Below are 26,961 nucleotides of genomic sequence, written 5' to 3' on the forward strand. Positions count from 1 at the left end.
CTAGAAAAGCAAATGTAGGCATGAGTAACGATAAAATAGGTGCAAGACCTATTCGCCGTAAGACCCAGGTTTCCGATTCTATGTTAGACAGAGTCGGGTTAGTCGGACCCTAAGGAGTAGCCGAGAGGCGAATCCGATGGAAAATCAGTTAATATTCTGATACTTGTATATTGGGCGAAGCGGGGACGGAGTTGACGGTCATCTGCTCACTGACGGAATAGTGGGCTAAAGTGTGAAGAGAGGGCAGTAGTGAAGTACGCTGTCTATTTGAAGCACGATAGTACTTGGATCTCATTAGAGAGAAGAGCTAAGATGTTAGTCAGCTTCCAAGAAAAGCCGCTAAGCATTAACTAATATACAAACCGTACCGCAAACCGACACAGGTGGTCGAGGAGAGTATCCTCAGGCGCTCGAGTGATTCACGGCTAAGGAACTAGGCAAATTGGACGCGTAACTTCGGGAGAAGCGTCGCTCTGAGTAATCAGAGCCGCAGTGAAAAGGCCCAGGCGACTGTTTAGCAAAAACACAGGACTCTGCGAATCCGAAAGGAGAAGTATAGGGTCTGACACCTGCCCGGTGCCGGAAGGTTAAGGAAGGGGGTTAGCGCAAGCGAAGCTCTTGACTGAAGCCCCGGTAAACGGCGGCCGTAACTATAACGGTCCTAAGGTAGCGAAATTCCTTGTCGGGTAAGTTCCGACCTGCACGAATGGTGTAACGATCTGGGCACTGTCTCGGCCGTGAGCTCGGTGAAATTGAAGTATCGGTGAAGATGCCGATTACCCACAACGGGACGAAAAGACCCCGTGAACCTTTACTACAACTTAACATTGTCTTTGAGTAATTGATGTGTAGGATAGGTGGGAGACTATGAAGCTGATGCGCTAGTGTTGGTGGAGTCGTCCTTGAAATACCACCCTTTAATTGCTTAGAGACTAACCCGGTGGGGGACATTGTTAGGCGGGTAGTTTGACTGGGGTGGTCGCCTCCTAAAAGGTAACGGAGGCTCCCAAAGGTTCCCTCAGCATGGTTGGTAATCATGCGAAGAGCGTATAAGTACAAGGGAGCTTGACTGTGAGACAGACAAGTCGAACAGGGACGAAAGTCGGGTTAAGTGATCCGGCGGTTCTGCATGGAAGGGCCGTCGCTCAAAGGATAAAAGGTACTCCGGGGATAACAGGCTGATCTCCCCCAAGAGCTCATATCGACGGGGAGGTTTGGCACCTCGATGTCGGCTCGTCACATCCTGGGGCTGGAGAAGGTCCCAAGGGTTGGGCTGTTCGCCCATTAAAGTGGCACGCGAGCTGGGTTCAGAACGTCGCAAGACAGTTCGGTCTCTATCTGTTGTGGGCGCTCGAATATTGAAAGGATTTGACTCTAGTACGAGAGGACCGAGTTGAACAGATCTCTAGTGTACCAGTTGTGCCGCCAGGTGCATGCTGGGTAGCTATATCTGGAAAGGATAAGCGCTGAAAGCATCTAAGCGCGAAGCCAACCTTAAGATGAGTATTCGTTGAAGAGACCTGGAAGATGACCAGGTAGATAGGCTATAGGTGGAAGCACAGTGATGTGTTAGGGAGCCAAGTAGTACTAATTTCTCGAAAGCTTCCTTTTTCTTTCTTTTTTAAAAGAAAGATCGATAATCAACGCACTTTTAAAGTTCTATTACTTTCCTTATGTCATAACGATATAGAGTTTATCCAGAGGGATAGACAAAGATTTAATGGTGGTCATAGCGAGGGGGAGACACCTTTTCCCATTCCGAACAGAGCAGTTAAGCCCCTCAGCGCCGATGGTACTACGAAAGTGGGAGAGTAGGTCACCGCCAACCTAATCTATAAAGCCTGTACAGCAATGTGCAGGCTTTTTTTTGCCCTAAAGAGAGGGCAAGGCCCCGGAGGGGCTGGCGGCTTGCCGCCAAAGAGGAGCGAAGCGAGGACGGCTGAGGGATGGAAAGCAGGGCCGCTGCAGGCGGCAGACCCAAGGCTTTTGCAGCGAAGCGAAAAAGCCTGCAGGGCCGAGCAGACCTGCGAGCTGCGATACAGCCCGACCCGCCCGCAGGGCGGGGCAGCCCCAAAATAACAGCAGCAGAAATAGTACTTTCTTGATTTTGAAGCGATTTGGGAAAACGACTCGAAAAATTGGGATAAAATAGATACTTTTGTGGGCCTTTAGGGCCTTTTTTTCGTCTATAAGGCAAAGCAACCCTCTTACCGCTGAACATAAGCAGCATATAAAAACAGACTCATGGAACCACAGCCAAAAATTAAGAAGCTGAGCATTATTATACCAGCCTACAATGAAGGTCGGACGATACATCGGATTTTGAACAAAGTGCGGGCCGTAGAACTGCCCCTAGGTATAGCTAAAGAAGTAGTGATTGTTAACGATTGTTCTAAGGATGATACAGAAGAAGCCATCAAGCGGTATCAGGCGGCTCATCCAGAGCTTCCTATTCAGTATTTGGCGCATGAGGTCAACAAAGGAAAAGGGGCAGCCTTGCATACGGGAATTGAGCATGCCTCGGGCGAGTACCTCATCATTCAGGATGCGGACTTAGAGTATGACCCCGAGGAATACAATGATTTGCTCAAGCCTGTGCTTTCTGGTTTTGCAGATATTGTTTATGGCTCTCGTTTTATGGGGGGGAACCCTCACCGAATCTTATTCTTTTGGCATAGCATCGGAAATAAGTTCCTGACCTTTCTGTCGAACATGTTTTCGAACTTGAATTTGACAGATATGGAAACCTGTTACAAACTGTTTCGGACCGATATTATTCAGCAAATTGCGTTGAAAGAAAACCGTTTTGGTTTTGAGCCAGAGGTAACGGCTAAAATTGCTCGTATCCCTAAAATCAGAATTTATGAAGTAGGGATTTCCTATTATGGGCGGACCTATGAGGAAGGGAAAAAAATTGGTTGGCGAGATGGATTTAGAGCCATCTATTGTATCTTGAAGTACAATGTTTTTACCGCCAAGCGAAAAATGTTTAAAAATGGAGTCTTCCAAAGCCAATCCTAATTTAGCAGATCCTGTAGGAGAGCGCACATTAGAGCGTTTTCAATTGGCGAAGGACTTTAATTATTGGATGTATCAGAGCATTGCCCCCTATTGTCCATCTCCTTGTTTAGAAATAGGGAGTGGTTTAGGGAATATCTCTCAGCATTTTATTGCGACCCAAAAAGAGATTTGTTTGACTGATTTGCGGCCGCATTACTGCAGTCGTTTAGCCAAGACTTTTGAGGGCGTAGCGGTAAAGCAGCTAGACCTAGTGGCGATGGATTTTGAGCGGCAATATGCAGAGCTGATAGAGCAATTTGCTTCTGTTTATGCACTAAATGTAGTAGAACACATAGAGGATGACCGGCAGGCTTTGGAAAATTGCTGCAAATTGATTCGAAAAGGGGGAAATCTGGTTATCTTAGTTCCTGCTCATCAGTTTCTGTATAATGGTCTAGATGAAGCTTTGGGCCATTATAAGCGCTACAGCAAAAAGGAATTGCGTCAGCTATTTGAACAACTGGGCCTAAAGGTGCTCAAGGCGCAATATTGGAATGCAGCAGCCATGGCGGGTTGGTGGTGGTATGGCCGAATTCGGAAAGAGAGAGAGCTGCCAGCAAGTCCCCTAAAACGTTATAATCAACTTTTACCAATTATTAAGTTCTTGGATCGTTGTCTCTTGGGGCAAATTGGTAATTCGGTGCTCATTGTAGGCCAAAAAAATTAAACTTAGTTTAGACAGCTATTGCTATGAAAATTACAAACGCACTTTCGCATTTTGCCATTGTCGCTATATTACTCTTTGCGGCTATACTTTATTTTAAACCGGTAGCCTTAGATAATAAGTCGCTACCAGAAAGTGATAATATCCAAGCCCGTGGTATGCAGGCGGAAATCCAAAAATATAAAAAGGTAGATGGGGCTGCTCCCCTTTGGACCGATCAGGTCTTTGTTGGGATGCCTTCTTACCAAATTTATGGAGAGTACAACAATAATGTTATCCAAAAGTTATTTTTCTATGTTGTCCGTTTGGGGACACCAGTAAATACTCCACACATCATTTTATTTATGATGATGTTGCTGGCTTATTTGTCGCTGATTATGTTTGGCGTGAATAAATGGTTAGCGGCATTTGGTGGACTTGCCTTTGGCTTGATGACCAATAATTTGGTCCTTTTTGAGGCGGGCCACTCGACAAAGTTGCATGCCATGACCTATATGGCGCCTATTTTAGCCGCCGCCACAATGACCCTTCGAGGAAAGCGGATGCTACTGGGGGCTAGCCTAATGGGCGTCTTCTTGGCTGGACAGATTTCGGCAAACCACCTCCAAATTACTTATTATACCTTTATGATGCTGGCCTTTATTGGCGGAGCATTTTTGGTCAACGCCCTATTCAAGCGAGAACAGCTAATGACCGTCGTTAAGGGCGGAAGCTTGCTAATTATTGCGGCGGTCTTGGCCGTAGGAGCCAACTTATCGGCCCTTTGGACTACCTATGAGTATTCTAAAGAAACCATTCGGGGGAAGTCGGAACTAACGGCCTATACCTTAGATGAAAGCGATGCTCGGACCTTGGCCCAAGAAGGAATGCCTGCCGAAAAAATTGCGCAGTTGCAACAGGCTAGAATCCTTAATGAGCCGATTAAAACAGAGACGATTTTTATCAATCGACTAAAAAATGTAATTGGTCCTGATTATGTAAATGCGAATAAAGAGCGCATCTTGGCGCTAGCTTCTAGCCAACAACAAGATGGCTTGAATAAAGATTACATCTTTGGCTGGAGCTATGGGAAAATGGAAACCTTTACGCTTTTAGTGCCTCACTTTTATGGGGGCGCTAATGGAATGTACTTTGCCGATGATCAATCAAAGAGCGGAATTCAGCTTAGTAAAGAGTCTGCTACGGGAAAGGTGATTCAGAAAATGATGCGCAATGTACAAGACCCTAATCAAAGTCAGCAAATTGCCAATCAATTACTGCAAATGAGTACGCAGTACTGGGGTGCTCAACCCTTTACTAGTGGTCCGGTATATTTTGGTGCCGTGATTTGTCTACTCTTAGTTTTAGGTCTTTTCTTGGCTGATGGACCCCTGCGTTGGGGCCTAGGCTTGGCCTTGCTTTTCCTTACCGTTTTGGCTTGGGGCGATAACTTTAAGGCTTTTAACTATTTTATGGTGGATAATTTCCCCATGTATAATAAGTTTCGGGCAGTGAGTATGGCGCTTTCGGCTGCGCAGGTTTTGGCCGCGCTTTTGGCCATTTTAGGATTGCAAGGATTCTTTAATTTAGAAGATACGGCCAAGCGAGAGAAACTGCTTTATCTAGCCACTGGAATTACAGCAGGTCTAGCTGTTTTTGCCCTCGCCTATAGTTTTGTGGGCGACCTCTCTGCTCCCAATGATGCTCGCCTAGAGGCTATGGTCGCCCAGGCGCCTCAGTGGGCCGAGTACTTAGAAGCCCTAAAAGAAGATCGGGCCAGCCTGATGCGCTCGGATGCACTTCGCTCTTTGGTCTTTGTGCTTTTGGCTGCCGGAAGCCTTTGGGCCTTTAATAGAGGTTACTTTAAGGAGAAATTGATTGCTGTAGCCGCTTTGGTCCTTTTGAGCTTGATCGATTTGGTGGGCGTAGACCTCAATTATGTCAATAAGGAAAGCTTCCAACGTAAAAAAGATGTGGCTAGCGCTCCTCCCATGACAAAAGCCGATCAGCAGGTGCTCGCTGATAAAGATCCCCATTTCCGTGTTTTTGACCTGATTGCTGGCGCCCGCCGTGGTGGCTCTCCCTCTAATTCTTTTGCCAGCTCAGAAGGGGCCTATTTTCATAAGGTGATCGGAGGTTATCATGCCGCCAAACCTATCTTGTTGCAAGAAATGGTAGAGGGCTATTTTAATAGCAATGAAATTTTGACCGATAAGCGGCATTTACTCGAAATGCTGAATGTGAAGTATGTCATGCAAAGCCCCGAAAATGCGGTCCAAATTGCTAACTTAGGAAATGCTTGGTTTGTGGACCAAGTCAAGCAGCTGGAAGATGCCGATGCCGTTTATACCGCCTTGGCTACCTTTAACCCCAGAGTAGAGGCGATCACGACAAAAGCTAATGCAGCTTATCTAGATGGCTTAGCGAATACAGCAAGCTCTGGAGATTATATTCGCCTAACGGCTTATCATCCAGAAAAACTCGTCTATGAGTCGCAGGCCCAAAACGAGCGCTTTGCCGTTTTTTCTGAAATCTATTATCCCGCTAGCAAGGGCTGGCATCTCTACATTGATGGACAAAGAGCCGATCAAGATTTTATTAAGGTGAATTATCTATTGCGTGGGGCCAGAATTCCCGCAGGCAAACATAAAATCGAAATGGTTTTTGAGCCTAATTCGTATTATACTGGCGAAACTGTATCCCTAATCAGCTCTTTGCTGATTCTTTTGGCCCTTTTGGGCACCGGCTTTATAGCTTATCGCCAAGCTCAACTTAAAGCCGAAGAAAGTATGATCTAATAGCCATTAGATGGTACAAATTTAGGCCTCTACGCTTCAGCGTAGAGGCCTATTATTTTGCGGTCTAGCAGGCGCGCAGCGCCGCAGGCTGAGGGATGGATAGCAGTGGCCGAAGGCCAGACCGAGCTTTTGAGCAAAGCGAAAAAAGCGATGGGCCGAGCAGACCTGCGAGCTGCGGTACAGCCCGACCCAGCCGCAGGCTGGGGCAGCCCCAAAAAAATATCAAAAACTAAATCCTATTGCCCTTGCTTAAAATAAAAATCATCCTCAATAGAAGATAACTCCCAAGGAATTTGCACGCCCTCAGAGGCCTTGCGAACATTTCTGCGAACCCTTTTAAAGATGTCTTCTAACTGAATATTGGGCTGCCGCATCTGCGCCAATAATTCCTCCACATAAAGGCTGTGCTCCCCCTTGGGGTTGTTCTTGGCCACCGCCCCCGGAGAGGTCGAAAAGGCAATGAAGGAGTTGTAAGGGGCCGAGTTGATAGAGGCCAAACCGTTGTGGGTGTTGCGGCTGGATTTAAACTCTTTTTTGTAGGGGTTGTCTCGACAAGCATCCAAAATGACAATGTTCAATTCATTGCCCGCATAGTCCATTTCCACCAAAACACGGCCCAAATCTACCGACTCAAATTCAATGTCTTGGGCCTTCCGAATATCGGCATTCACAGGCACCAAATAGTTGCGCCCATCGGCCTGCAAACCATGGCCCGTATAGAAAAATAGCCCAACACCGCCCTCTTCCTTGAGCTTTTGACCAAAATCCCGAATCGCCCGCTTCATGTCTTCCTGCTTGGCATTGGTGTAGAGCATGACCTCAAATCCAGAACGCTGCAGCTCCTCCGCCATCGCCAAAGCATCCGACTGCGGGTTTTTTAAAGGCTTATGCTTATAGCTCGAATTGCCAAAAACTAGGGCCAAACGCTTTTTCCCCTTAGGGATATTGCTCAGCGCAGGCAAGACCAAACCCTTAATATCACTGGGGTCCAGCTTGTTTTCTGCAAAAGGATCGCTGGCCTTGCTCTCGGTTTTGGGCTCCTCTTTTACTAAGGTCGAAATCGTCTCAAATTGCCCATTATTCCAGCGAACTCTAGCGGTAGACCCATCGGCATAGGTATAAATTCCCTCCCCAACAATCTGGTTGTTCTTAAAAATACCACTAAAACTCTCGCCATTGGCCCATTTGTAGGTCCCTTCTCCCTCTCGCCAATTATTGGCATATTCGCCAATGTATTGCTCCCCATTTACATGGAAAAAATGCCCGTAACCATGCCGCTTATTGGCCCTAAATTGCCCCTTATAAACATTGCCGTTTTTAAAGGTATAATTGCCCCGGCCATGCATCTGGCTCTCCTTAAATTCTCCAATGTACTTATCGCCATTGTCAAAAATAAAACGCCCTTTACCGTTCTCACAATCGCCAACGGTACAGCCTTTTTCTTGGGCCAAAAGGAAAAAAGGCAGAAAAAATAAGCTCAAAAGTAGTCTGTGTTTCATAGTAGCTGCAATTTGCAAAATAATCATAAAGGGGGGCTTCCCGCAGCCCTTTTTAGCGGGGCTGCGGGCGCTATGCTGCGGGGCTCGCTATTCGCTCGGCCCTTCGGCGCTAGCGCGCCTCGGTCTGCCCCTTTGGGGCACCCACTCCGCAGCGCTAAGCCATTTGGCCCTGCGGGCCAGGCGGCTTCGCCGCCCAATGGACCAAAATCGGGCCAAGGGAATTTAACTTATTAAATATAGTTTAAAGTGATCTGCCCCCTTCTTTCTCTAAAAATAAGCCCTTAGATTGATTCTAAATAATAAAACCAATGTCTAAATATATAACAACTTCTTACCTCATAGAGGGCATGTCCTGCGGGGCCTGTGCCCAAAGTGCAGAAAAAATTCTCTCCCGCCAAAAACAACTCAGCCGAGTATCGGTCAATTATGCCAGCAAAAAGGTCCAAATTACCGCAGAGCAATCGCCAGATTTAGAGCAGCTCAATGCCGCCCTCAAAAAAGCAGGTTTTCAGTTGCTGCCCCCCGCTCCCGATCAAAGAGCAGTAGCCCGAGAACGGGCCAAAAAGAAGCAACAACAAAGTTTCCGCCAGTTATTTTTGGCCAGCTTGTTTGCCCTTCCTCTTTTTGTCGTCTCTATGCTGATGCCGCCTTTTGCAGGCGATAATTACCTCATGCTATTTTGGGCCTCTATGATTTTGTTTGGCCCCGGACGACAGTTTTTTGTCAAGGCTTGGCAACAACTGAAAGTAGGCCAATCTAATATGGATACTTTGGTGGCTCTAGGCACAGGAACGGCTTATGTATATAGTCTGGTCGCTACTTTTTTGCCCAATTGGTGGAGCAGCCAAGGCCTTAGCCCTCATGTTTATTTTGAAACAGCTGGCCTGCTGCAAACCTTTATCCTTTTGGGCCGATACTTAGAGGGCCGAGCCAAGGCCAAAGCCTCTAAAGCCTTAGATGCCCTCTTAGATTTACAACCCCCTACGGTCCAAATTTGGCAGCATGAAATCTGGACCGAAATGCCCTTGGCCGCAGCTCAAGCAGGGGACCGCCTGCTCATCCGTCCAGGCGAACAAATTCCCCTAGATGCGACTATCCTCGAAGGTGAATCAGAGGTGGATGAACAGCTGTTGACTGGAGAATCTCTGCCCCAACACAAACTAGTCGGTGCCCCCATTTGGGCAGGCACGCTCAACCAAACGGGCCGTTTGCTGGTAGAGGCCAAAAAAGGAGCCGACCAAAGCCGTTTGGCCCAAATTATTGAGCTGGTCGAAACTGCCCAAAGCTCTAAGGCCCCCATTCAAAAATTGGTGGATAAGATTTCAGGGATTTTTGTGCCTGTTATTTTGGTTTTGGCCCTGCTTACCGCCTTAATTTGGTTCTTTTTTGGACCAGCACCGGTCTGGAGCCATGCCCTAAATAATATGGTGGCTGTTTTGGTCATTGCTTGTCCCTGCGCTCTAGGATTAGCTACTCCCATGGCTATTATGCTAGGCATTGGCCGAGGGGCCAAGTTGGGCTTGCTGCTCAAAGGGGCGGAGAGTCTAGAAGCCGCCCAAGCCATTGATGCCTTTGTCTTTGATAAAACGGGTAGCCTTACCGAGGGCCAAATGAAGCTTCAGGCAGAAGAATGGCGGCAATCTATGGCCCATTATTGGCCCGCACTTTACGCCTTGGAAGAAAACTCAGAGCATCCATTAGCCAAGGCTTTGCTAAACTTGAGCGAGCGCCCCAGCCATTTACCAAAGGTAGACCATTTTCAGGCCCGCTCTGGCCGAGGCGTTTTGGGCCAGATTGCTGGACAAACTTATGCGGTGGGCAATCGCCAGTTATTAGTAGAGCAAGGGCTCGATCCTAAGGATTTAGCCCATGGACCTTGGCGAAGCTGGGAGGCCGAAGGCCAATCGGTCCTCTTTTTTGCCGTAGAACGGCAGCTCATTGCCGCCTTTGCCTTCTCCGATGTATTAAGAGATGGGGCCAAGGAAACGGTAGCGGCCCTACAAGCTCGTGGCATCAAGACCTATATGTTGAGCGGTGACCAAAAAGTGGTAGTGGACCGCCTAGCCAATGAGTTAGGCATTGCCCATGCCCAAGCGGAACTCTTACCAGAAGATAAAATCAACTTCATTAAGGAGCTGCAGGCTCAAGGACTAAGGGTGGCTATGCTCGGAGATGGCCTAAATGATGCCCCCGCTTTGGCCCAAGCCGATTTAGGAGTATCCCTAAATGCAGGAACAGGAGTGGCCCTAGAAGCTGCAGAAGCCTTGTTGCTCAAGAATGAACCCTGGCAGCTCATTCAACTACTCGATTTGGGCCAAGCGAGTATGAAAATTTTGCGACAGAATTTATTCTGGGCCTTTGCCTATAATTTGCTGGGGATTCCCATTGCAGCAGGACTGCTTTATCCTTTTACGGGTTATTTATTGGATCCAATGTTAGCTGGCGCCGCTATGGCTTTTAGTTCGGTTTCTGTAGTGCTCAACAGTTTGCGCCTGCTCTCTTGGCCCATTTCCAAAATGGCTGCCTAGCCTTACTGCTGTTAGAGCGGTATTCGTCGCTAGGCTCCTCATGCGTTGTCATAACCCGCCCACCCACCCCTCTGCGGGATTCCCTAAGGAATCCCTTGGGGGAGGCTGGGCCATTTTTGCAGCAGACAGGCGGCGAAGCCGCCGCAGGCCTAGCGATGTGCAGCAGGGCGGCGCAGCCGCAGACCCAGGCCGTTAGGCCGCAGGGCCGAGCGAGTAGCGAGCTGCGAAACGTAGCGCCGCAGCTCTGCTGCGGAGGCCCAAAAACCTCAAAATAAGTCGCTCAACAAAAGCGGCTTTTGCCGAACAAGCCTTATATTTGCGCCCAAATTCTATTGCGAAACCGCTCATCGAGCTGCAGAATATATACTAAACATGAAAATCTCACTTAACTGGTTGAAGCGTTACCTAAGCTGCGACCTATCTTTAGATAAAATTAGCGAAAGACTGACCGATATTGGATTAGAAGTAGATGGAGTAGAAACCACGGAAACAATTCCGGGTAGTTTGCAAGGGCTAGTTGTTGGCTATGTAGAAAGCTGCGAAAAGCATCCAGATGCCGATAAACTTTCTCTTACTCAAGTGAATGTAGGAGCCGAAGAATTACTTCCTATTGTCTGTGGCGCCCCCAATGTAGCCCAAGGGCAAAAAGTAGTAGTGGCCACTGTGGGCACCACCCTCTATCCCGAAAAAGGCGATGCCTTCAAAATTAAAAAAGGAAAAATCCGTGGTCAAGTTTCTATGGGTATGATCTGCGCCGAGGATGAAATTGGTCTGGGCCAATCTCATGCGGGCATTATGGTTTTGGACCAAGATGCGCCTGTTGGTAGCCCCATGGCGGATTATATCAACAGCATTGGAGGCTATAAGGGCAAAAAAGCCGAAACCGACGCCCTCATTGAAATCGGTTTGACCCCCAACCGCTCAGATGCCACTAGCCATTATGGTGTTGCCTTTGACCTAGCTGCCGCCCTTAACTTTGAAGAGGAGGGGAGCGCCAAACTAGAACTACCTGCTGTAACAGACTTTGCCCTAGGTACCTCAAAATTGGCCATGGGACTAGAGGTAAAAGCAACAGAAAAAGTGGTCCGCTATTCGGGCCTAGTCATTGAAGGCATAAAGGTTCAGGACTCTCCCGAATGGTTGCAACAACATCTTAAAGCCATTGGGATTCAGCCAACTAACAATATCGTAGATATTACCAACTTCGTTTTGCATGAAATGGGCCAGCCCTTGCATGCTTTTGATTACGAGCAGATTAAATGCGCTAAAATTCAACTAGATTGCCTAGCCGCCGATACGCCCTTTTTGGCCTTGGATGGCCAAGAATATCCATTGCGCGCCGAGGATCTCATGATCTGTGATGCAGAAGGCCAAGCCCTTTGCATGGCAGGCGTTTATGGGGGAAAAGATTCTGGCGTGAGCGAAAAAACCGTAAACATCTTCTTGGAATCGGCTTGTTTTGATGCTCAAAGCATCCGCCAATCGAGCATGAAGCATAATTTGCGGACCGATGCCGCCACTCGCTTTGAGAAAGGCAGCGACCCCAATGCTACTATCTATGCGCTTCAACGTGCCGCCCTTTTGATTAAAGAGTTGGCTGGTGGAGAATTTGGCAGCGAATTGATGGATTACTATCCTCAGCCCGTCGCCCGCCCAGAAGTAAAACTACGCTACAAGCGCCTTAATGGCTTGATTGGGGTAGAATTGCCCAAAGCCGAGGTCAAAAGAGTATTGGCCCTTCTAGATATGCCTATTGTCTCCGAAGATGAAGAGCAACTCATTGTTGCCGTACCCACCAACAAGACCGATGTCTTGAGAGAAGTGGATATCATTGAGGAAATTCTCCGCATCTATGGATTCAATAAGGTGCCGAACTCCGATAAAGTAGCCTATAATCTTAGCTTTCCCCAAAAGCCAGAGAGCCTAAAACTCCGCCATCGCTTGGCCGAAAACCTAGCCGCCGCAGGCTATACCGAAATGATGGCCCTCTCGCTTTCTAAAAATAGCTATTACGAAACCCTTTATCCCATTGCTACAGAGCAATTGGTAGAAATTCACAATACCTCTAATCAAGAGCTGAGCCTCATGCGCCCCTCTATGCTCATGGGCGGCCTAGAAGCCATTTTGCACAACCAAAATCGCCAACAAGATAACCTCCGCTTTTTTGAGTTTGGCAAAACTTACCGCAGAGATGAACAAGGCGCTTTTGTAGAAACCGAACGCCTAGCTTTCTTCCTCACCGGAAAAAAACAAGAGGAAAGCTGGTTGCAGCCTCAAACCGAATTGAGCTACTACGACCTCAAAGCAGTGGTGGAAAATAGCCTAGCCAAATTGGGCATTGACCTCAACGCACGCAATATCCAACAGCAAGTTATTGAGGATGAAAAACCTTGGGCCTATGCCCTCCAAGCTAATATTCGCCTAGGCAAAACCGCCGACGAACTATTGGTTATGGGCCGAGTAGACCCCGAACTCCTCTATGAATTTGGCATCAAAAAACCGGTCTACTTTGCTAGCCTCAATTGGGAGACCCTCATGAAGGTAGTGGCCAAGAAAAAGGTCAAATATCAACCGATTAGCAAGTTCCCCGCTATGCGTAGAGACCTCGCTTTGGTCGTGGATAAGGCTGTTCGCTTTACTGAAATTGTAAAAATTGCAGAAAAGCAGGCAAAAAAATGGCTAAAAGCTGTAAATTTATTCGATATTTATGAAAATGAAAGCCAACTCGGAGAAGGCAAAAAGTCTTATTCTGTTAGCTTCATTTTTCTAGATGAAAATAAAACCTTGAAAGATAAAGAGGTGGATAAGGTGATGAAACAGCTTATGCAGCAGTACGAAAAACAACTGCAAGCGCTCATTCGCCGCTAAACCTCCTAGCCTTATCATTATGAGTCTTTTAGACGAGAAATTAAGCGAAGTTCTACAAAAAGTTCAGCTCTTGTTGCAAGAAAACCAATTGCAAAAACAAGAGCTGCAGCGCCTTCGTCTACAAAACGAAGAACTTCGGGCCCAACAAGACCAACTGCAAGAAAAATTGCAGGCCCAATCGGCCCAAAATGCTGCCCAACAACAACTTCAATCACAGGTTTCGAAATATATAGAGGATATTGATTCTGCCATTGAATGGCTGAAAGCACTCGATTAAACTATGTCGAAAGAAAATCTCCATAGCATCAAAGTAGAAATAGCCGGACGTAGCTACCCGCTTTTTGTAACCGACAAAGAGCGAGAGGCCGTCCTGTTGCTCGGAGAAAAAATTAACGAAGAGATTAACGATCTGCATGCTCGCTATGCCAATAGCCTAGTTAAACAGGATATTATGGCCATGCTATTACTTACCTACGGCAAAAAAATGCAAGAATTAGAAGAAAGTACTAGCCTGCCCTCCATAGAAGATAAAATCAATCAACTCCAAAATCTTTTATCCGAAATCCCCCTTGAAGATTAAGCACTTTTTGTAAAATTTCCCTTGTCTAAAAGTTTGTACCGCATTTTGTTGCCCAGCTCGCTGGGCCCTACATACTTTTACTATTCTTTTTAAATTATAACGACAATGGAAATCATCATAGCCCTTTTGGGCCTTGCCATCGGTTCCGGCCTAGGGTACTACCTCGGTACTAAGGTCCTGAACAAAACGGTGCGCGACAAAGAAGAGGACCTGGAATCTAGAATCCAAGATATCCTCCAACAAGCTAAAGATAAAAAAGCCGAGGCCGAAGCCGACGCCCGCCAAGCCGCTTCCAAAATTATTGAGGACGCTAAACGCAATGGCGAAAATATTAAACGCAAGAAAATTAAAGAGGCTAAAGATCTCTACAATAAAAAGAAATCTGAATTTGATGCCAAGGCTAACCGCCGAGACCAACAACTGAAAAATGCCGAGAATAAGGCTAAGGAAAAAGAAAACCAACTCCGCCAAGAAGAAGGAAAACTTAAAAAGGAGACCGAGGCAAATGCTAAACTCCGCCAACAACTAGAACAGAAAATTCAAGATACTACCGCCAAAGCAGAAGCTATGGCCCAACAAGAAGAACAGTTCCGATTTGCACTCGAAAAAGTCGCCAAGATGTCCGCCCAAGAAGCTAAAGAAGAACTGATCAAAAATATGCGCGATAAGGCCGAATCCGAAGCTATCGCCCTGGTGAAAGACCGTATCGAAGAAGCTAAGTTAACCGCTAATAAGGAAGCAAAAAAGATTGTGATCCAAACCATTCAAAGAATGGCCGCAGAACACACAATCGAAAATACCGTTTCTGTCTTCCACCTCGATTCTGATGACCTCAAAGGCCAAATTATCGGTAGAGAAGGCCGAAATATCCGTACCCTAGAAGCCGCTACCGGCGTAGAGGTGATCGTAGACGATACCCCCGAAGCCATCATTATCTCTAGCTTCGACCCCGTCCGCCGTGAGGTTTGCCGCCTCTCTCTACAACGACTCGTTGCCGACGGACGCATCCACCCTGCCCGCATCGAAGAAGTAGTGGCCAAAACACGCAAACAAATCGAAGAGCAGATTATGGAAATCGGTCAACGCACCGTGATCGATCTCAATATCCATGGTATGCAACCCCAACTTATTCGTATGGTGGGCCGCATGCGCTTCCGCTCTTCTTATGGCCAAAACTTACTCAAACACTCTATCGAAACCGCCAAGCTTTGCGCTACTATGGCCGCCGAATTAGGCCTCTCTCCCCGAGAAGTTAAAATGGCCAAAAGAGCCGGACTCCTACACGATATCGGAAAAGTATCTGAGGAGGAAACCGAACTCTCGCACGCTATCCTCGGTATGAAGCTTTGCGAAAAACATGGCGAAAAAGCGCCCGTGATTAACGCCGTTGGTGCCCACCACGATGAGGTCGAAATGAAGTTTATTATCTCGCCCATTATCCAAGCTTGTGATGCCATTTCTGGGGCCCGCCCCGGCGCCCGCCGAGAAATTCTCGAAAGCTATATCCAACGAATCAACGAACTGGAACAACGTGCGCTCTCTTATGATGGCGTCCAAAAAGTTTACGCTATGCAAGCCGGCCGCGAACTCCGCGTGATCGTAGAAGCCGATAAGGTGAGCGACCAAAAAGCCGACGAACTGTCTTTCCTCATCTCTCAGCAGATCCAAAACGAAATGCAGTACCCCGGCCAAATTAAAATTACGGTCATCCGTGAAAAACGTGCCGTGGCTTTCGCCCGCTAATAAGAAGCATTTGCTATATCGCCCCTCCGCAATTTGTGGAGGGGCTTTTTTTTTGCCTTTTTTTGGGGCCCGCGGCCAGCTAGGCAAAGCCTAGCTGGCCGCCGCTATGCTGCGCCGCTCGCAGGTCTGCTCGGCCCTGCAGCCGCCGTAGGCGGCTTGGGTCTGGCCCTGCGGGCCACGGCTGCGCAGCGCTGGGCCGCTCGTCTTTTGTGCTTTCTCTATACGCTCTGCTCTGGCCCCCTTGGCCCAAAATCCAATTTTCTAGGCCTGTGTATCAGGATAAAGTATATAGGGCTTCCCCCCGCTTAATGTTAGAAGCAATTCCTCTCTCTATACAGCTCATCACAAGGCAGAAGCAACTGCGGGCTAGAGCTAATCTGCTGGACCAAGAGCAGGCGGCGAAGCCGCCTGCAAAGGGCCGAAGGCCCGCGGCTGAGGGGCTGTAGCAGGGCCGCCAAAGGCGGCAGACCAAAGCGGCTTTTGCCGCTGCAGGGCCGAGCAAACCTGCGAGCTGCGCAATGGCCCGACCCGCCCAAAGGGCGGGGCAGCCCCCAAAAAACAACTGCAAAATCGCCCCCTCCCAAAATTATCGCCCGCTTTAACCTCTAGTTAATAGTAGCTTAGTATCTTGAGTTCACTATCTTAGTCAAAATCACAAGCACCCACCATAAAATAACTGCGATGAAAAAACTTCTCCTCGGCCTACTGCTCCTGCCCCTTAGCCTAGCCAGCCAAAGCCTTACCGACGATTTTAGCGATGGCGACTTTACTAGCAACCCTAGCTGGACCGGTGACCAAGCTCAATATACTATCGATACAAACAATGCGTTGGCCATCAATGACCTTGGCAATACTGGCAATAGCAGCCTGTATGTGGGCGCCAATATGCAAGATAGTACCGTTTGGGAGTTCCTGATTAAAACTGACCTGACCACCTCAGGACCCTCTGGCTCTAATAAGGTACGTGTCTATCTCCAAATCGATCAAGCCGATGTTAACGCTAACCTCAATGGCTACTATCTGGAGTTTGGCGAAAGTGGCAGCAATGACGCCCTAGAGCTTTACCGAATTACAAACGGCTCTTCCTCTAGCCTGATCCGTGGAACAGATGGCCAAATGGCCGGCCCTAGCAATAATGTCCGTGTCCGCATTAGCCGAGATAATGCCGGCAACTGGGAGCTAAGCGCCGATTATAGCGGAGGTACTAACTTCGTCTCGGAAGGCACCACCCAAGATAATAGCCATAATGCAGGCAGCTTCTTTGCTATCCGCACGTATTATTCTTCTACCCAAGGCGACCGCTTTTCCTATGACGATATTTCGATTTCGCCCCTTTTTGTGGACCAACAAGCGCCCAGCTTGCTCTCAGCCTCTGCCGCCTCGGCAACTACTGTAGCAGTGCTTTTTGATGAGGCCCTAGACCCCACAACAGCCAATAATGCCGCTAACTATAGCCTGAATAATGGTGTAACGGTCTCCGCCGCTCAAATTGATGCCCAAAATCCTAATCAGGTGAACCTGACGGTAACTAGCATGCAGTCGCAAACGAGCTATCAGCTAAGCGTGAATAATGTGGAGGACCTCTCGGGTAATGCCCTGAGCAACCAAAGCACTACCTTTACTTATGTTCAGTTGGTCACCCCCGCTTATCAAGATCTCATCTTCAATGAACTGATGATCGATCCCTCTCCCACAGTCAATTTACCCGAAGCCGAGTTTATCGAAATCTATAACCGAGGCACAGGGGCCGTGGACCTCAGCAATTATGAGCTGATCCACCGCAGCGCTAGCAGCGGTACCGAAACTAGCCGCAGCCTAGCCAATTATATCCTCTTGCCCAATGAATACCTGATCCTGCACAATGATGCCGCCTATACAACGGCTAGCAATCAACAGCAGATTCCTGGCTTTCCCTCTCTAAATAATACCAGCGCCTACCTGCTGCTCAAAACGCCCGCAGGCCAATTGGTCGATAGCATTTTGTATAGCAACGATTGGTACCAAGATGATAATAAAGATGCCGGCGGCTGGACCCTAGAGCTAATCAACCCCAATTTGGTCTGTAAGGGCGGCAATAACTGGATCGCCTCCAACGATCTTAATGGCGGAACCCCAGGCGCCCCCAATTCGGTCCTGGATAATACCGTAGATACTACAGCCCCAGTCATTCTTCAAGCCCGTCAGGCCTCTGTGAATCAGGCGGTTTTGGTCTTCGATGATATTTTAGATGCCCTAGCTGCCACGGACATAGCTAACTATAGTATAGATAATGGCCTGAATGTCGTTTTTGCCCAGCTCTTGGACCAATATACCGTTGAGCTGACCTTCAATAGCAATATGCAAAGCCAAAATACCTATAGCATTACAGCCAATAATGTGGGCGACTGTGTAGGCAACCTAGCCAATAGAACGGCTAGCTTTGTCTATTATGAAGTGGAAGCCGCCGAACATTATGATATCCTAATCAACGAAATCTTGGCCGATGCCTCTCCCTCTGTGGGCTTGCCAGAACTCGAGTTTGTAGAGCTTTATAACCGCTCCAATAAGTATATCAACCTGCTTAATTATCGCTTTAGCGATGGGACAAGTAGCCGAGATGCCGTCTTCCCTTTCTATATCTTGGCCCCCGGCGAATATCTCATCATTAGCGGAGAAGAACAGGGCCAATCTTATAACAGTTTTGGCTCAGCAATCACATTCACGACCTTTCCAGACCTCAACGCAGGGGGAGAGCTCATTAGCCTGAGTGCCGCAAACGGAAATATTATTGATGCCGTAGACTTTAGCTCCGACTGGTATAGCGAAAGCAGTAAGGCCGATGGTGGCTGGACCCTCGAACGCATCAATCCTAACCGCCCCTGCGAGGGCGCTAGCAACTGGATGGGCTCTATCGCTCAACCGCCCAATTATGCTACGATTGGGGGAACGCCCGGAGAAGAAAATTCGGTCTACCAAGATAATCCCGACCAATTCGCTCCCGACCTTATCCGCGCTTATCCTTTTGGGGCCAGTATTGCCGCCAATGGCGATAGCATCCGCCTCTTTTTCTCCGAGGCTTTGGATGATAGCACGGCCGTTAACTTGGCCAACTTTAGTCTAGATAATGGCCTGATGGTCCAAGAGGCCTATCTGGAAGCCCCCAACTACAATACTTTGGTCATTGTTACCGATCAAGGACTAAGCGCTAATACGATTTATACCATTAGCCTAACCAATGGCCTGACCGATTGCGTAGGCAATCCCATCGGCCTGATCAATAGTACCCGCTTTGCCCTGCCCCAAAACATTGCGGCTGGCGATCTCCAACTTAATGAGGTCCTTTTCAATCCCGCTACGGGCGGTAGCGATTTTGTAGAAATCTATAACGCTTCGGAGAAGGTGCTCAACCTAGGCGACCTCTGGATCGCCAACACCACCGAAGAAAGTAGTTTGCTGGATGATGCCAATCGAGTAGTGGGCAATTTGCTCATTTTCCCTGGCAGTTATGCCGTACTCACTGAGGGAGCCGCCAATCTGGCCCGCCAATATGCCCGCCCAGTAGGCCAACCCACTCCCGATTTAAGCAAGATGCTCGAAACAGACCTGCCTGCTTATAATGATGATGAAGGAACGGTTTTAATCTATAGCGTAACGAATAATCAGGCGGTCTTTGTGGACCAATTTGATTATTCTGAGGATTTCCATAATGAATTGCTCGATGAGGTGGATGGCGTTTCTCTAGAACGCATCGACCTAAATGCGCCTACCAACGATCCTAATAACTGGCATTCGGCGGCGCAGGCCGCTACCTTTGCCACTCCAACTTATGAGAATAGTAGCGCTTTGCGCAATGAGGTCTTGGGCCAAGAATTACTAGAGTTGCCCAATAACACTTTCTCGCCCGATGGCGACGGCTTTGAGGATTTTCTATTGATTAACTATAGTTTGCCCGGTCCCGATTATGTGGCAGAGGTTGCCGTCTATGATGCAAATGGCCGCTTTATTAAGCAGTTGGTGCAGGGCGAAAGTCTCTTGCAAGAGGGCTTTTTGCAATGGGATGGCAGCAATGAAGCCGGCGAAAAGGCCCTGGTGGGTCCCTATGTCATTCTGGCTAAGTTGGTTTCTCCCTCTGGAGACACAAAAGTGGAAAAGAAGACTTGTGTGCTGGCCGCCAAGTTTTAATCCCCAAGCAAAATGAGCCGTTTAGGCGCTAGTTTTAGATAAGCAATTAGTCATTTCTATGGCTAGTTGCTTATTTTTTTGGGGCCCGCGGCCGACTAGGCTCCGCCTAGCTCGGCCGCCGCTATGCTGCGGGGCTCGCAGGTCTGCTCGGCCCTTCGCTTTTTTTTCGCTTTGCTCAAAAAAAGCTCGGTCTGGCCTTCGGCCACCCGCTCCGCAGCGCTGGGCCAATGCCCGCCTGGCCCATAAAAAAAGGCTGGGCCAAAAACAGCTAGCTTATAGTTGTTGTCAAAAGAGAAAGCGGGCGGTACTGCCGTTTTGGACCAACTATAAAATAAAAATCCCCTCGCAAGGAGGGGAGAGTAAAAGTAATGATAAACGCCTGTTTGTTAGTTAGTGCCAGGGACTTCATCATCTTCCAAAACTTCAACTTCTACCTTAGCAGAGCTGTTTTCGGAATTTTCCAACACCAAGAGACGATGCCCAAGCGGTAGCTGTAGGCGAGCATTTTGGCTGTTTTGTAGGCGATAAACTTGATCGGGAGTATCTGCCGAATTAGCTACAGTATAATACTGAAGGTTGTCTCCTTCTAGTAGCTGTAGGCGAATCGTTTCTCCACCCGCAAGCAAGCCCTCTAGCTTGACGACTCGGCTTTGGGGGGCGAGATCAAATTCAAAGAGGTCGTAGTTTTCTTCTTCCTCGCTATTGTTGTTGCTGCTGCTTGAGCGGCGACGGAAATACTTCAGTTCGTAGAAGTTGGTCACTTTGTGCAGTTCTCTGTAGTAGTGCCCAATTAGGCGACCAAAGGCCCCAAAGAGTACGGTGGCCAATTCCTTACGCAAGGCCTCTAGGCTAGCAGAGTGAATGCTTTTTTGGCCCTCATTTCCTTGCTGTTCTTGGCGCAAAAGCTCTAGCTGCTGCCCAAAAGCAAGGATATCTCCACCCAATGTTCCTAGTTGCGGGTCCATGCTAAGCGCTTCTCCTAAGGTCATTACAGATTCAATGCGCATTTCATAAGCTCCTTTCTGGAAAGGGGCGCGGCCATTAGGCAGCAAAGATTGATACTGATTGCTTCTGTCATCATAAATCATCTGAATCTCTACATCCCATCGACGGATTTTCTCGCTAGAAAGCAAGGCCGTCATATTTGTAAAATCAAGCGTCTTTAGACGATAAGCATTGATTTGGAGCGTCTTTGCTCGATATTGGCGAACAAAGTTGCTATAGGCGGGCTGCACAAAGGTCAAGATGTCTTGAATAACCGCATCATTCGGGGCTTCTGCCATAAGCTTGTGAATGTGGTCCGTAGACATCAGGTACATTTTCTTTAAGCTGCTTTGAGTAGAGCTATTGACGAAGTTCTCAATCTTGCTCCAGTCTTCTCTATATCCCATAAGTTTTGTGTTTAAATGGGGTTAATGAATAAATTACGTTATAAAACTACAGGTATACTTTTAAAATGTCAAGCCTTTTGCCAAAAAAATATAACTTTTTAACATTTACTGTTTACGCAGCGCTATTTTTTGTAGTTGATCAATTAAATTTAGTACTGTACTATAGTAGAACAGTTGTTTTGGGGCAAGAGCTGAATGACAGCAGGGAAAAAGCTAATGTTTAGTACTTATCTGCAACTTACAAACAGCTTGGGCCTGGCGCCAGAGCTAATCTGCAGTTGCAAAACGTCTCTGGCGTGGCGCCGGAGCTAATCTGCATTTGCAAAACGCCTCTGGCCTGGCGCCAGAGCTAATCTGCATTTGCAAAACGCCTCTGGCGTGACGCCGGAGCTAATCTGCATTTGCAAAACGCCTCTGGCGTGACGCCGGAGCTAATCTGCATTTGCAAAACGCCTCTGGCGTGGCGCCGGAGCTAATCTGCAGTTGCAAAATGCCTCTGGCGTGGTGCCAGAGCTAATCTGCAGTTGCAAAATGCCTCTGGCGTGGTGCCAGAGCTAATCTGCAGTTTACAAACTCCTCCGGGCGTATCTAAAATGCTCTATCTTTTTTTTCTGGACCGACCCTACTACAGTTTAGGGATAGGCGCTTAGGAGCTAAATATGGAAGGCAGTTATATTTTTGGGCCAAGAATCCTGCAGCCTAAAGGCCTGCTGGGCCGAGCTGTAGGTTGAAACCTACAGCCAATTAACGAATGCAGTTTAATATAGTATGGAAGGTTAAAACCTTCCATAAACAAACATCTTCTAGGCTGCCTAAATCATAAATAGAGCAGTTCTGAGGGCCGTTAAAAGCGGTAGAGGATTTTAATCCTCTCCGCACTATAGATGTAGTATATAATTGTTGTATGGCTGTAGGTTTCAACCTACAGTTATTGTCGAAGCGCCCGGACCTCCATTCGGCCTAGCGATGCGAAAGGGGGCGGCGAAGCCGCAGACCAAGGCCGTCAGGCCGCAGGGCCGAGCAGACCTGCGAGCCCTGAAGCGTAGCGCCGCAAGGCGAAGCCGCAGCGGAGGCCCCAAAAAAACAACTAAATAAAAGCGTCCGTAAATAGGAGAGGGGAGGAAGAGAAAAGAGATAAAACTTGCAGAGCGGCTAGATTGGAACTATTTTAGCGCAAAGAGTGATATTCCCCCAACAACCCCATTAAAGTGAAAATACTATGTGGAAAAACTATCTTTATTTGGCCTTAGCCCTATTTATTTTGACCGCCTGCGATTCGGATAAGCCGAGCAGCAAACCTGCGGTATTAGTAGACACCGATAATTCGGTTCAAAGAGGTGATCGTCCTATGTCTGAGGCAGAAGCGACAGCTATGGCGGTACAAACGGCGATTAAAGAAGGTCTGAGCAGTGGAAAAAGCTTTAAGGAAGCGATTCCGGGCTATCAATTTGGTATGCAAGCCGAAGACATCAAGAAGGCGCATAAGAAGTTGGCCCGCAAAGGGAAAGTAGAGCGCTTTAAGTCGGCTAGAAGTCGAGAAGAAGGGGCTTATGCCTATCAGTTGCCAGTGGCGGGAGAGGCCCTGCCTATTATTTTTGACTTTGAGTATAGCGAAGAGGCTGGGCTTTATGCGGGCAAGGGGCTAATTCGTTTGGAAGAGGGGCAAAATAGTACAGATGTCTTAAACGTAACGGCTGATTTGTTTAATGAATGGTATGGACAGCCTTCTTTTGAGCTGCCCGTACACAACTATTGTAAGCGTTATTTGTGGGTAGAAGGCAACCGTTTGGTTGATTTGGCCTGTGAGCTAGATGGCGTGCAAGTTCGCTTTTATAATCTAGAAGAAGGTATGCCTAATTTATTTGAGGAAAAAGGCAAAACGCCAGAAAAGTCAAAAGAAGAAATGGAATTACAACTAGAGGAAGAGCCTACTCCTTTGACGCAGTAGGATTTAGGCAAAATAGCAGAGCAAAAGGGCCGATGAGTTGAACTGACAACTTGTCGGTCTTTTGTTTTGTTAGCATCATTTTTGCCCTTAGAGGTTGATTTTTTAATTAAACAAAACAAGCATGAAAAAGCTATTATTTTTTGTATTGACACTATTTGCTGTACAAGCACAAGCACAAATTGGCCAAGGATTATTTGCTGGTGGAGGACTAGGGCTAACTGTAGAGAGTGGTAAGTCAGAATTTGGCAACCTAAGTGTTGAAGGACCTACAACAACGGGCTATTCTTTTGCTCCAAAAGTAGGGTACTTTTTTACGGACAACATTGGTGCAGGCTTAGAGCTTATGGTATCGGGTGTAAATACATCATTGGAAGACGACAAAACAACCTCAACTATTGTAGGTGTGGGTGTATTTGGTCGTTATGCTATTGGTTTGGGTGAAGAGGAAAAATTTGCCATTGTTGGAGATTTGAATCTTCGTTATATGAGCCAAACTGGAGAAACAAAAACAGGGAATGTTACTGTAGAAGATGATCCTATTAACACTGTAGCTGTAGGAATTGCTCCTAGTTTGTTGTATTTCCCTACGCCTAAGATTGGTCTAGAAATGGGCTTGGGTAATATTATCTCTTATGAGAACCAAGTGGAGAAAATCAATGGTGGTGATGATAAAATTACTAGCAATACTTTTGAGTTGTTCAATTTGAATAGCTTGAACCTAAACATTGGAGCGAGTTATTACTTCAATCGCTAGGATTAAGGAGGGATGGTTTAGGGTTTTGTGTATCTGAATAAAATTTGGGCTTTTAGTTTGACGTTCAAAAGCAGGGTTCATCCAATTATTGCCTAGGGACAAGCCCCTAGGCTAATCTAAATGGAGTCAGCCCTAAGAAGGGCCTCAACTGCTTATATAGAAGGCTTTGCTCAGTTGTTATAGCAGATAATAACCTTATCCAAAGGCCCTCTTTAGAGGGCTGTCTAAAAAAGCTAGCCTAGGGGCTTGTCCCTAGGCAGCAAAAAGGGGAAGCACAAAATCTTAAACCGTCTCGCTAAGGACAAAAAAGAAGGGGCTGTCGGATCATCCGACAGCCCCTTTACTATATCTATATGGCCTTAGTTATCTTCTACTAGGCTTTTCACTTCTGCCAAAGCGGCAGGGATGCCCGCTGGATTCTTGCCACCTGCGGTAGCAAAGAAAGGCTGTCCGCCTCCACCACCTTTAATGTGTTTAGCGGCTTGCTTAATCCATTTGCCTGCATTCCAGCCTTTTTCTTGAGCCAGTTCTCTGCTCATAGAAATCGTGAGGCTAGCCTTTGCGCCATCGGCGGCGGCTAGAGCGACTACGGCTCTGGGCAGTTGTTGGCCAATCTCTTGGCAAATCTGCTTGATGGCATCCTTATCGGAAACCGAGAGCTGACCACTCACGAGCTGCACATCGCCAATTTCTTGGGCTTGGGCCAAAAGATCTGCCTTTTCGGCTTGAGCTTGTTGGAGCAAGAGCTGTTCTAATTCCTTTTGTAGGGCTTTTTGGTCTTCAAGGAGCTTATCAATAACCGTCAAAAGCTTTTTAGGATTATTAAAGCGGCTTTTCACCTCTGCCAATTCTTGGCTTTCCTTGCGTAGGTACTCCTCGGCCACATCTGCGGTGAGGGCCACAATACGGCGTACGCCTGCGGCTACAGAGCTTTCTTCCCGAATCTTAAACAGGCCAATTTTACCGGTAGCCGAAACATGGCAACCGCCACAAAGTTCTTTAGAATAGCTATCGTCAAAGGTAATTACCCGGACCTGATCGCTGTATTTTTCGCCAAATAGCATCATTGCGCCTTCTTCTTTGGCTTGCTCAATGGGCAAATCTCTTTGCTCCTTAAGGCTGATGTTTTCCCGAATCTTTTTATTGACCAAACGCTCTACCTCTACAACTTGCTCGGCAGTCATTTTCTCAAAATGAGAGAAATCGAAACGGAGCAAATCCGCATTGACCAAAGAGCCTTTTTGTTGTACATGATGGCCCAAGACTTGGCGCAAAGCGGCATGCAAAAGGTGGGTAGCCGAGTGGTTGTTTTCGGTGAGTCGGCGTTTGGGGGCGTTAATCTCTGCCCGTACGACTTGGTCCAATTGCTCGGGCAACTTCGTCGTAATAGAAATGATGAGATCATTTTCTTTGAGCGTATTGATCACTGGGATTTTCTCCTCGCCAAAGAAGAGTAGGCCGGTATCGCCTACTTGTCCCCCGCCTTCAGGGTAGAAAGGCGTTTGTTCTAGGACCAATTGGTATTGGGTTTTCTTTTTCACCACCACTTTGCGGTACTTGAGCAAGCGACTTTGGCAGCTATCTTTTTCATAGCCTACAAAGTCGGTTTGTCCTTCTTCAAGGATCACCCAATCGGCTACATCTTTGGCGGCATCTGCTTGTGAGCGTTTTTTCTGCTCGGCCAAAGCGGCCTCGAATCCCTTGAGGTCTACGGTCCAGCCTTTCTCTTTGGCAATGAGCAAGCTCAAGTCAATAGGAAAACCAAAGGTATCAAAGAGTTCAAAGGCAGTTTCGCCGGGCAGCTCATTATTTTTGACCTCCAATTGCTCAATTCGCTTGAGTCCATTGGCCAAAGTGCGCAAGAAGGCCTCTTCTTCCGATTTCACCATTTTGCAAATGAAATCTTCTTGGGCGGCCAACTCTGGAAAGACCTCCTTAAACATTTCGGAAACCACAGGCACCAACAAATGGATCATGGGATCTTGGCGATTAAGGAAGCTAAAATAATAGCGAACGGCTCGGCGCAGTACGCGGCGGACCACATAGCCGGCCCCAGTATTAGAGGGCAGTTGTCCGTCGGCAATGACCAAAGCCACGGCCCGAACATGGTCGGCAATAACGCGCATGGCAATATCGCTCAAGGCTTTGGGCGAATAATCATCCTTATATTCAAAACCGCTGAGGGCCTCAATCTTTTCGATAATGGGGCTAAAGAGGTCAGTAGTATAATTAGAGGTTTTATTTTGCAGCACCATACAAAGGCGCTCTAGGCCCATACCCGTATCAATATGTTTATTTTTGAGCGGGACCAGTTTGCCATCGGCCATGCGGTTAAACTGCATAAAGACCAGGTTCCAAATCTCAATCACCATGGGGTCGTCCATATTCACCAGCTCCTTGCCATCCTTAGCGGCCCGTTCTTCTTCCGAACGCAGGTCAATATGAATCTCGGCACAGGGGCCACAAGGTCCCTGATCGCCCATTTCCCAAAAATTATCTTTGCGGTCAAAGCGCAGGATGCGATCTTTGGGCACCCATTTCTCCCACATTTTTTCGGCCTCCTCATCGGCGGGGAGATTATCGGCTTCATCGCCAGCAAAAACGGTAATATAAAGGCGTTCGGGGTCAATGCCATAGCGCTCTGTGAGCAGTTCCCAAGCCCAATCAATGGCTTCTTGCTTAAAGTAGTCGCCAAAAGACCAGTTGCCCAACATCTCAAAAAGAGTTTGGTGGTAGCTATCTCGGCCCACATCTTCCAAATCATTATGCTTGCCCGATACGCGCAAACACTTCTGGGTATCGGCAATTCTGGGCGAGGGGCTTTCCTGATTGCCCAAAAAATAATCTTTAAACTGTGCCATGCCTGAGTTGATAAACATCAGGGTAGGGTCATTTTGGTTAACGACAGGAGCAGAGGCTACAATTTGGTGGCCCTTACTTTCAAAAAAGTCTAGAAACTCTTGTCGGATCGCTTTTGCTGTTTTCATA

At 47.6% G+C, this 26,961-nt stretch carries 14 protein-coding genes and 2 rRNA genes (1 of these 16 running past the window's edge); 13 read left to right on the top strand and 3 right to left on the bottom strand.

Features of this window, described 5'->3' with window-relative positions:
- The 5 genes from SGRA_RS12620 to SGRA_RS12645 all read left to right on the top strand — a co-directional run.
- Positions 1 to 1,611, top strand: a 23S ribosomal RNA gene (locus tag SGRA_RS12620) (it extends 1,202 nt beyond the left edge of the window).
- A 108-nt stretch (positions 1,612 to 1,719) separates the two neighbouring features.
- Positions 1,720 to 1,828 (top strand): 5S ribosomal RNA (rrf, locus tag SGRA_RS12625).
- A gap of 416 nt (positions 1,829 to 2,244) precedes the next feature.
- Positions 2,245 to 3,021 (top strand): glycosyltransferase family 2 protein, encoded by a 777-nt coding sequence (locus tag SGRA_RS12635; protein ID WP_015693111.1) that lies wholly within the window; start codon positions 2,245 to 2,247, stop codon positions 3,019 to 3,021.
- Positions 2,996 to 3,727 (top strand): class I SAM-dependent methyltransferase, encoded by a 732-nt coding sequence (locus SGRA_RS12640; RefSeq protein ID WP_015693112.1) that lies wholly within the window; start codon positions 2,996 to 2,998, stop codon positions 3,725 to 3,727. The genes SGRA_RS12635 and SGRA_RS12640 overlap by 26 nt, the downstream gene beginning before the upstream one ends.
- A 23-nt stretch (positions 3,728 to 3,750) precedes the next feature.
- Entirely contained in the window at positions 3,751 to 6,501 is a 2,751-nt protein-coding gene (locus SGRA_RS12645; protein ID WP_015693113.1) for a YfhO family protein, read from the top strand.
- A 236-nt stretch (positions 6,502 to 6,737) separates the two neighbouring features.
- Here the strand turns inward: SGRA_RS12645 and SGRA_RS12650 are convergent, their stop codons facing one another.
- A complete protein-coding gene (locus SGRA_RS12650; RefSeq protein ID WP_015693114.1) occupies positions 6,738 to 8,000 on the bottom strand; it encodes a caspase family protein in 1,263 nt (420 codons plus the stop codon).
- 308 nt (positions 8,001 to 8,308) lie between these two features.
- Here SGRA_RS12650 and SGRA_RS12655 point away from each other — a divergent pair, with 308 nt between their 5' ends.
- From SGRA_RS12655 to SGRA_RS12690, 6 genes are all read left to right on the top strand, one after another.
- Positions 8,309 to 10,528 (top strand): heavy metal translocating P-type ATPase, encoded by a 2,220-nt coding sequence (locus tag SGRA_RS12655; RefSeq protein ID WP_015693116.1) that lies wholly within the window; start codon positions 8,309 to 8,311, stop codon positions 10,526 to 10,528.
- A 372-nt stretch (positions 10,529 to 10,900) separates the two neighbouring features.
- Positions 10,901 to 13,396 carry a phenylalanine--tRNA ligase subunit beta gene (gene pheT / locus SGRA_RS12660; protein ID WP_015693118.1) on the top strand — a complete coding sequence of 832 codons (2,496 nt, stop codon included), beginning with the start codon at positions 10,901 to 10,903 and terminating at the stop codon, positions 13,394 to 13,396.
- A 19-nt stretch (positions 13,397 to 13,415) separates the two neighbouring features.
- Entirely contained in the window at positions 13,416 to 13,673 is a 258-nt protein-coding gene (locus SGRA_RS12665) for a hypothetical protein (RefSeq protein WP_015693119.1), read from the top strand.
- A gap of 3 nt (positions 13,674 to 13,676) precedes the next feature.
- On the top strand, positions 13,677 to 13,976 hold the full coding sequence (locus tag SGRA_RS12670; RefSeq protein ID WP_015693120.1) for a cell division protein ZapA: 300 nt from the start codon (positions 13,677 to 13,679) through the stop codon (positions 13,974 to 13,976).
- Positions 13,977 to 14,081: 105 nt separating this feature from the next.
- Positions 14,082 to 15,719: a ribonuclease Y gene (gene rny / locus SGRA_RS12675; protein ID WP_015693121.1), complete on the top strand. Its 1,638-nt coding sequence runs from the start codon at positions 14,082 to 14,084 to the stop codon at positions 15,717 to 15,719.
- A gap of 681 nt (positions 15,720 to 16,400) precedes the next feature.
- On the top strand, positions 16,401 to 19,880 hold the full coding sequence (locus SGRA_RS12690) for a lamin tail domain-containing protein (protein ID WP_015693124.1): 3,480 nt from the start codon (positions 16,401 to 16,403) through the stop codon (positions 19,878 to 19,880).
- Between the two features lie 386 nt (positions 19,881 to 20,266).
- On the opposite strand, the gene SGRA_RS12700 is transcribed toward SGRA_RS12690, so the two are convergent.
- Positions 20,267 to 21,271: a hypothetical protein gene (locus SGRA_RS12700; protein WP_015693126.1), complete on the bottom strand. Its 1,005-nt coding sequence runs from the start codon at positions 21,269 to 21,271 to the stop codon at positions 20,267 to 20,269.
- A 1,219-nt stretch (positions 21,272 to 22,490) separates the two neighbouring features.
- Here SGRA_RS12700 and SGRA_RS12705 point away from each other — a divergent pair.
- Entirely contained in the window at positions 22,491 to 23,219 is a 729-nt protein-coding gene (locus SGRA_RS12705; protein WP_015693127.1) for a hypothetical protein, read from the top strand.
- 121 nt (positions 23,220 to 23,340) lie between these two features.
- Positions 23,341 to 23,973 carry a hypothetical protein gene (locus SGRA_RS12710; protein WP_015693128.1) on the top strand — a complete coding sequence of 211 codons (633 nt, stop codon included), beginning with the start codon at positions 23,341 to 23,343 and terminating at the stop codon, positions 23,971 to 23,973.
- Between the two features lie 359 nt (positions 23,974 to 24,332).
- Here the strand turns inward: SGRA_RS12710 and alaS are convergent, their stop codons facing one another.
- A complete protein-coding gene (gene alaS / locus SGRA_RS12715; protein WP_015693129.1) occupies positions 24,333 to 26,960 on the bottom strand; it encodes an alanine--tRNA ligase in 2,628 nt (875 codons plus the stop codon).
- Position 26,961: the final 1 nt, after the last annotated feature.

This window comes from Saprospira grandis str. Lewin (assembly GCF_000250635.1).
Classification (GTDB): domain Bacteria; phylum Bacteroidota; class Bacteroidia; order Chitinophagales; family Saprospiraceae; genus Saprospira; species Saprospira grandis.

What these genes read in the sequence shown, in the direction of transcription:
- SGRA_RS12635 (WP_015693111.1), top strand. Translation starts at nt 2,245, where the DNA reads ATGGAACCACAGCCAAAAATTAAGAAGCTGAGCATTATTATACCAGCC.
- pheT (WP_015693118.1), top strand. Translation starts at nt 10,901, where the DNA reads ATGAAAATCTCACTTAACTGGTTGAAGCGTTACCTAAGCTGCGACCTA.
- SGRA_RS12700 (WP_015693126.1), bottom strand. Translation starts at nt 21,271, where the DNA reads ATGGGATATAGAGAAGACTGGAGCAAGATTGAGAACTTCGTCAATAGC.
- SGRA_RS12645 (WP_015693113.1), top strand. Translation starts at nt 3,751, where the DNA reads ATGAAAATTACAAACGCACTTTCGCATTTTGCCATTGTCGCTATATTA.
- SGRA_RS12665 (WP_015693119.1), top strand. Translation starts at nt 13,416, where the DNA reads ATGAGTCTTTTAGACGAGAAATTAAGCGAAGTTCTACAAAAAGTTCAG.
- SGRA_RS12640 (WP_015693112.1), top strand. Translation starts at nt 2,996, where the DNA reads ATGGAGTCTTCCAAAGCCAATCCTAATTTAGCAGATCCTGTAGGAGAG.
- SGRA_RS12710 (WP_015693128.1), top strand. Translation starts at nt 23,341, where the DNA reads ATGAAAAAGCTATTATTTTTTGTATTGACACTATTTGCTGTACAAGCA.
- SGRA_RS12650 (WP_015693114.1), bottom strand. Translation starts at nt 8,000, where the DNA reads ATGAAACACAGACTACTTTTGAGCTTATTTTTTCTGCCTTTTTTCCTT.
- SGRA_RS12655 (WP_015693116.1), top strand. Translation starts at nt 8,309, where the DNA reads ATGTCTAAATATATAACAACTTCTTACCTCATAGAGGGCATGTCCTGC.
- alaS (WP_015693129.1), bottom strand. Translation starts at nt 26,960, where the DNA reads ATGAAAACAGCAAAAGCGATCCGACAAGAGTTTCTAGACTTTTTTGAA.
- rny (WP_015693121.1), top strand. Translation starts at nt 14,082, where the DNA reads ATGGAAATCATCATAGCCCTTTTGGGCCTTGCCATCGGTTCCGGCCTA.
- SGRA_RS12670 (WP_015693120.1), top strand. Translation starts at nt 13,677, where the DNA reads ATGTCGAAAGAAAATCTCCATAGCATCAAAGTAGAAATAGCCGGACGT.
- SGRA_RS12690 (WP_015693124.1), top strand. Translation starts at nt 16,401, where the DNA reads ATGAAAAAACTTCTCCTCGGCCTACTGCTCCTGCCCCTTAGCCTAGCC.
- SGRA_RS12705 (WP_015693127.1), top strand. Translation starts at nt 22,491, where the DNA reads ATGTGGAAAAACTATCTTTATTTGGCCTTAGCCCTATTTATTTTGACC.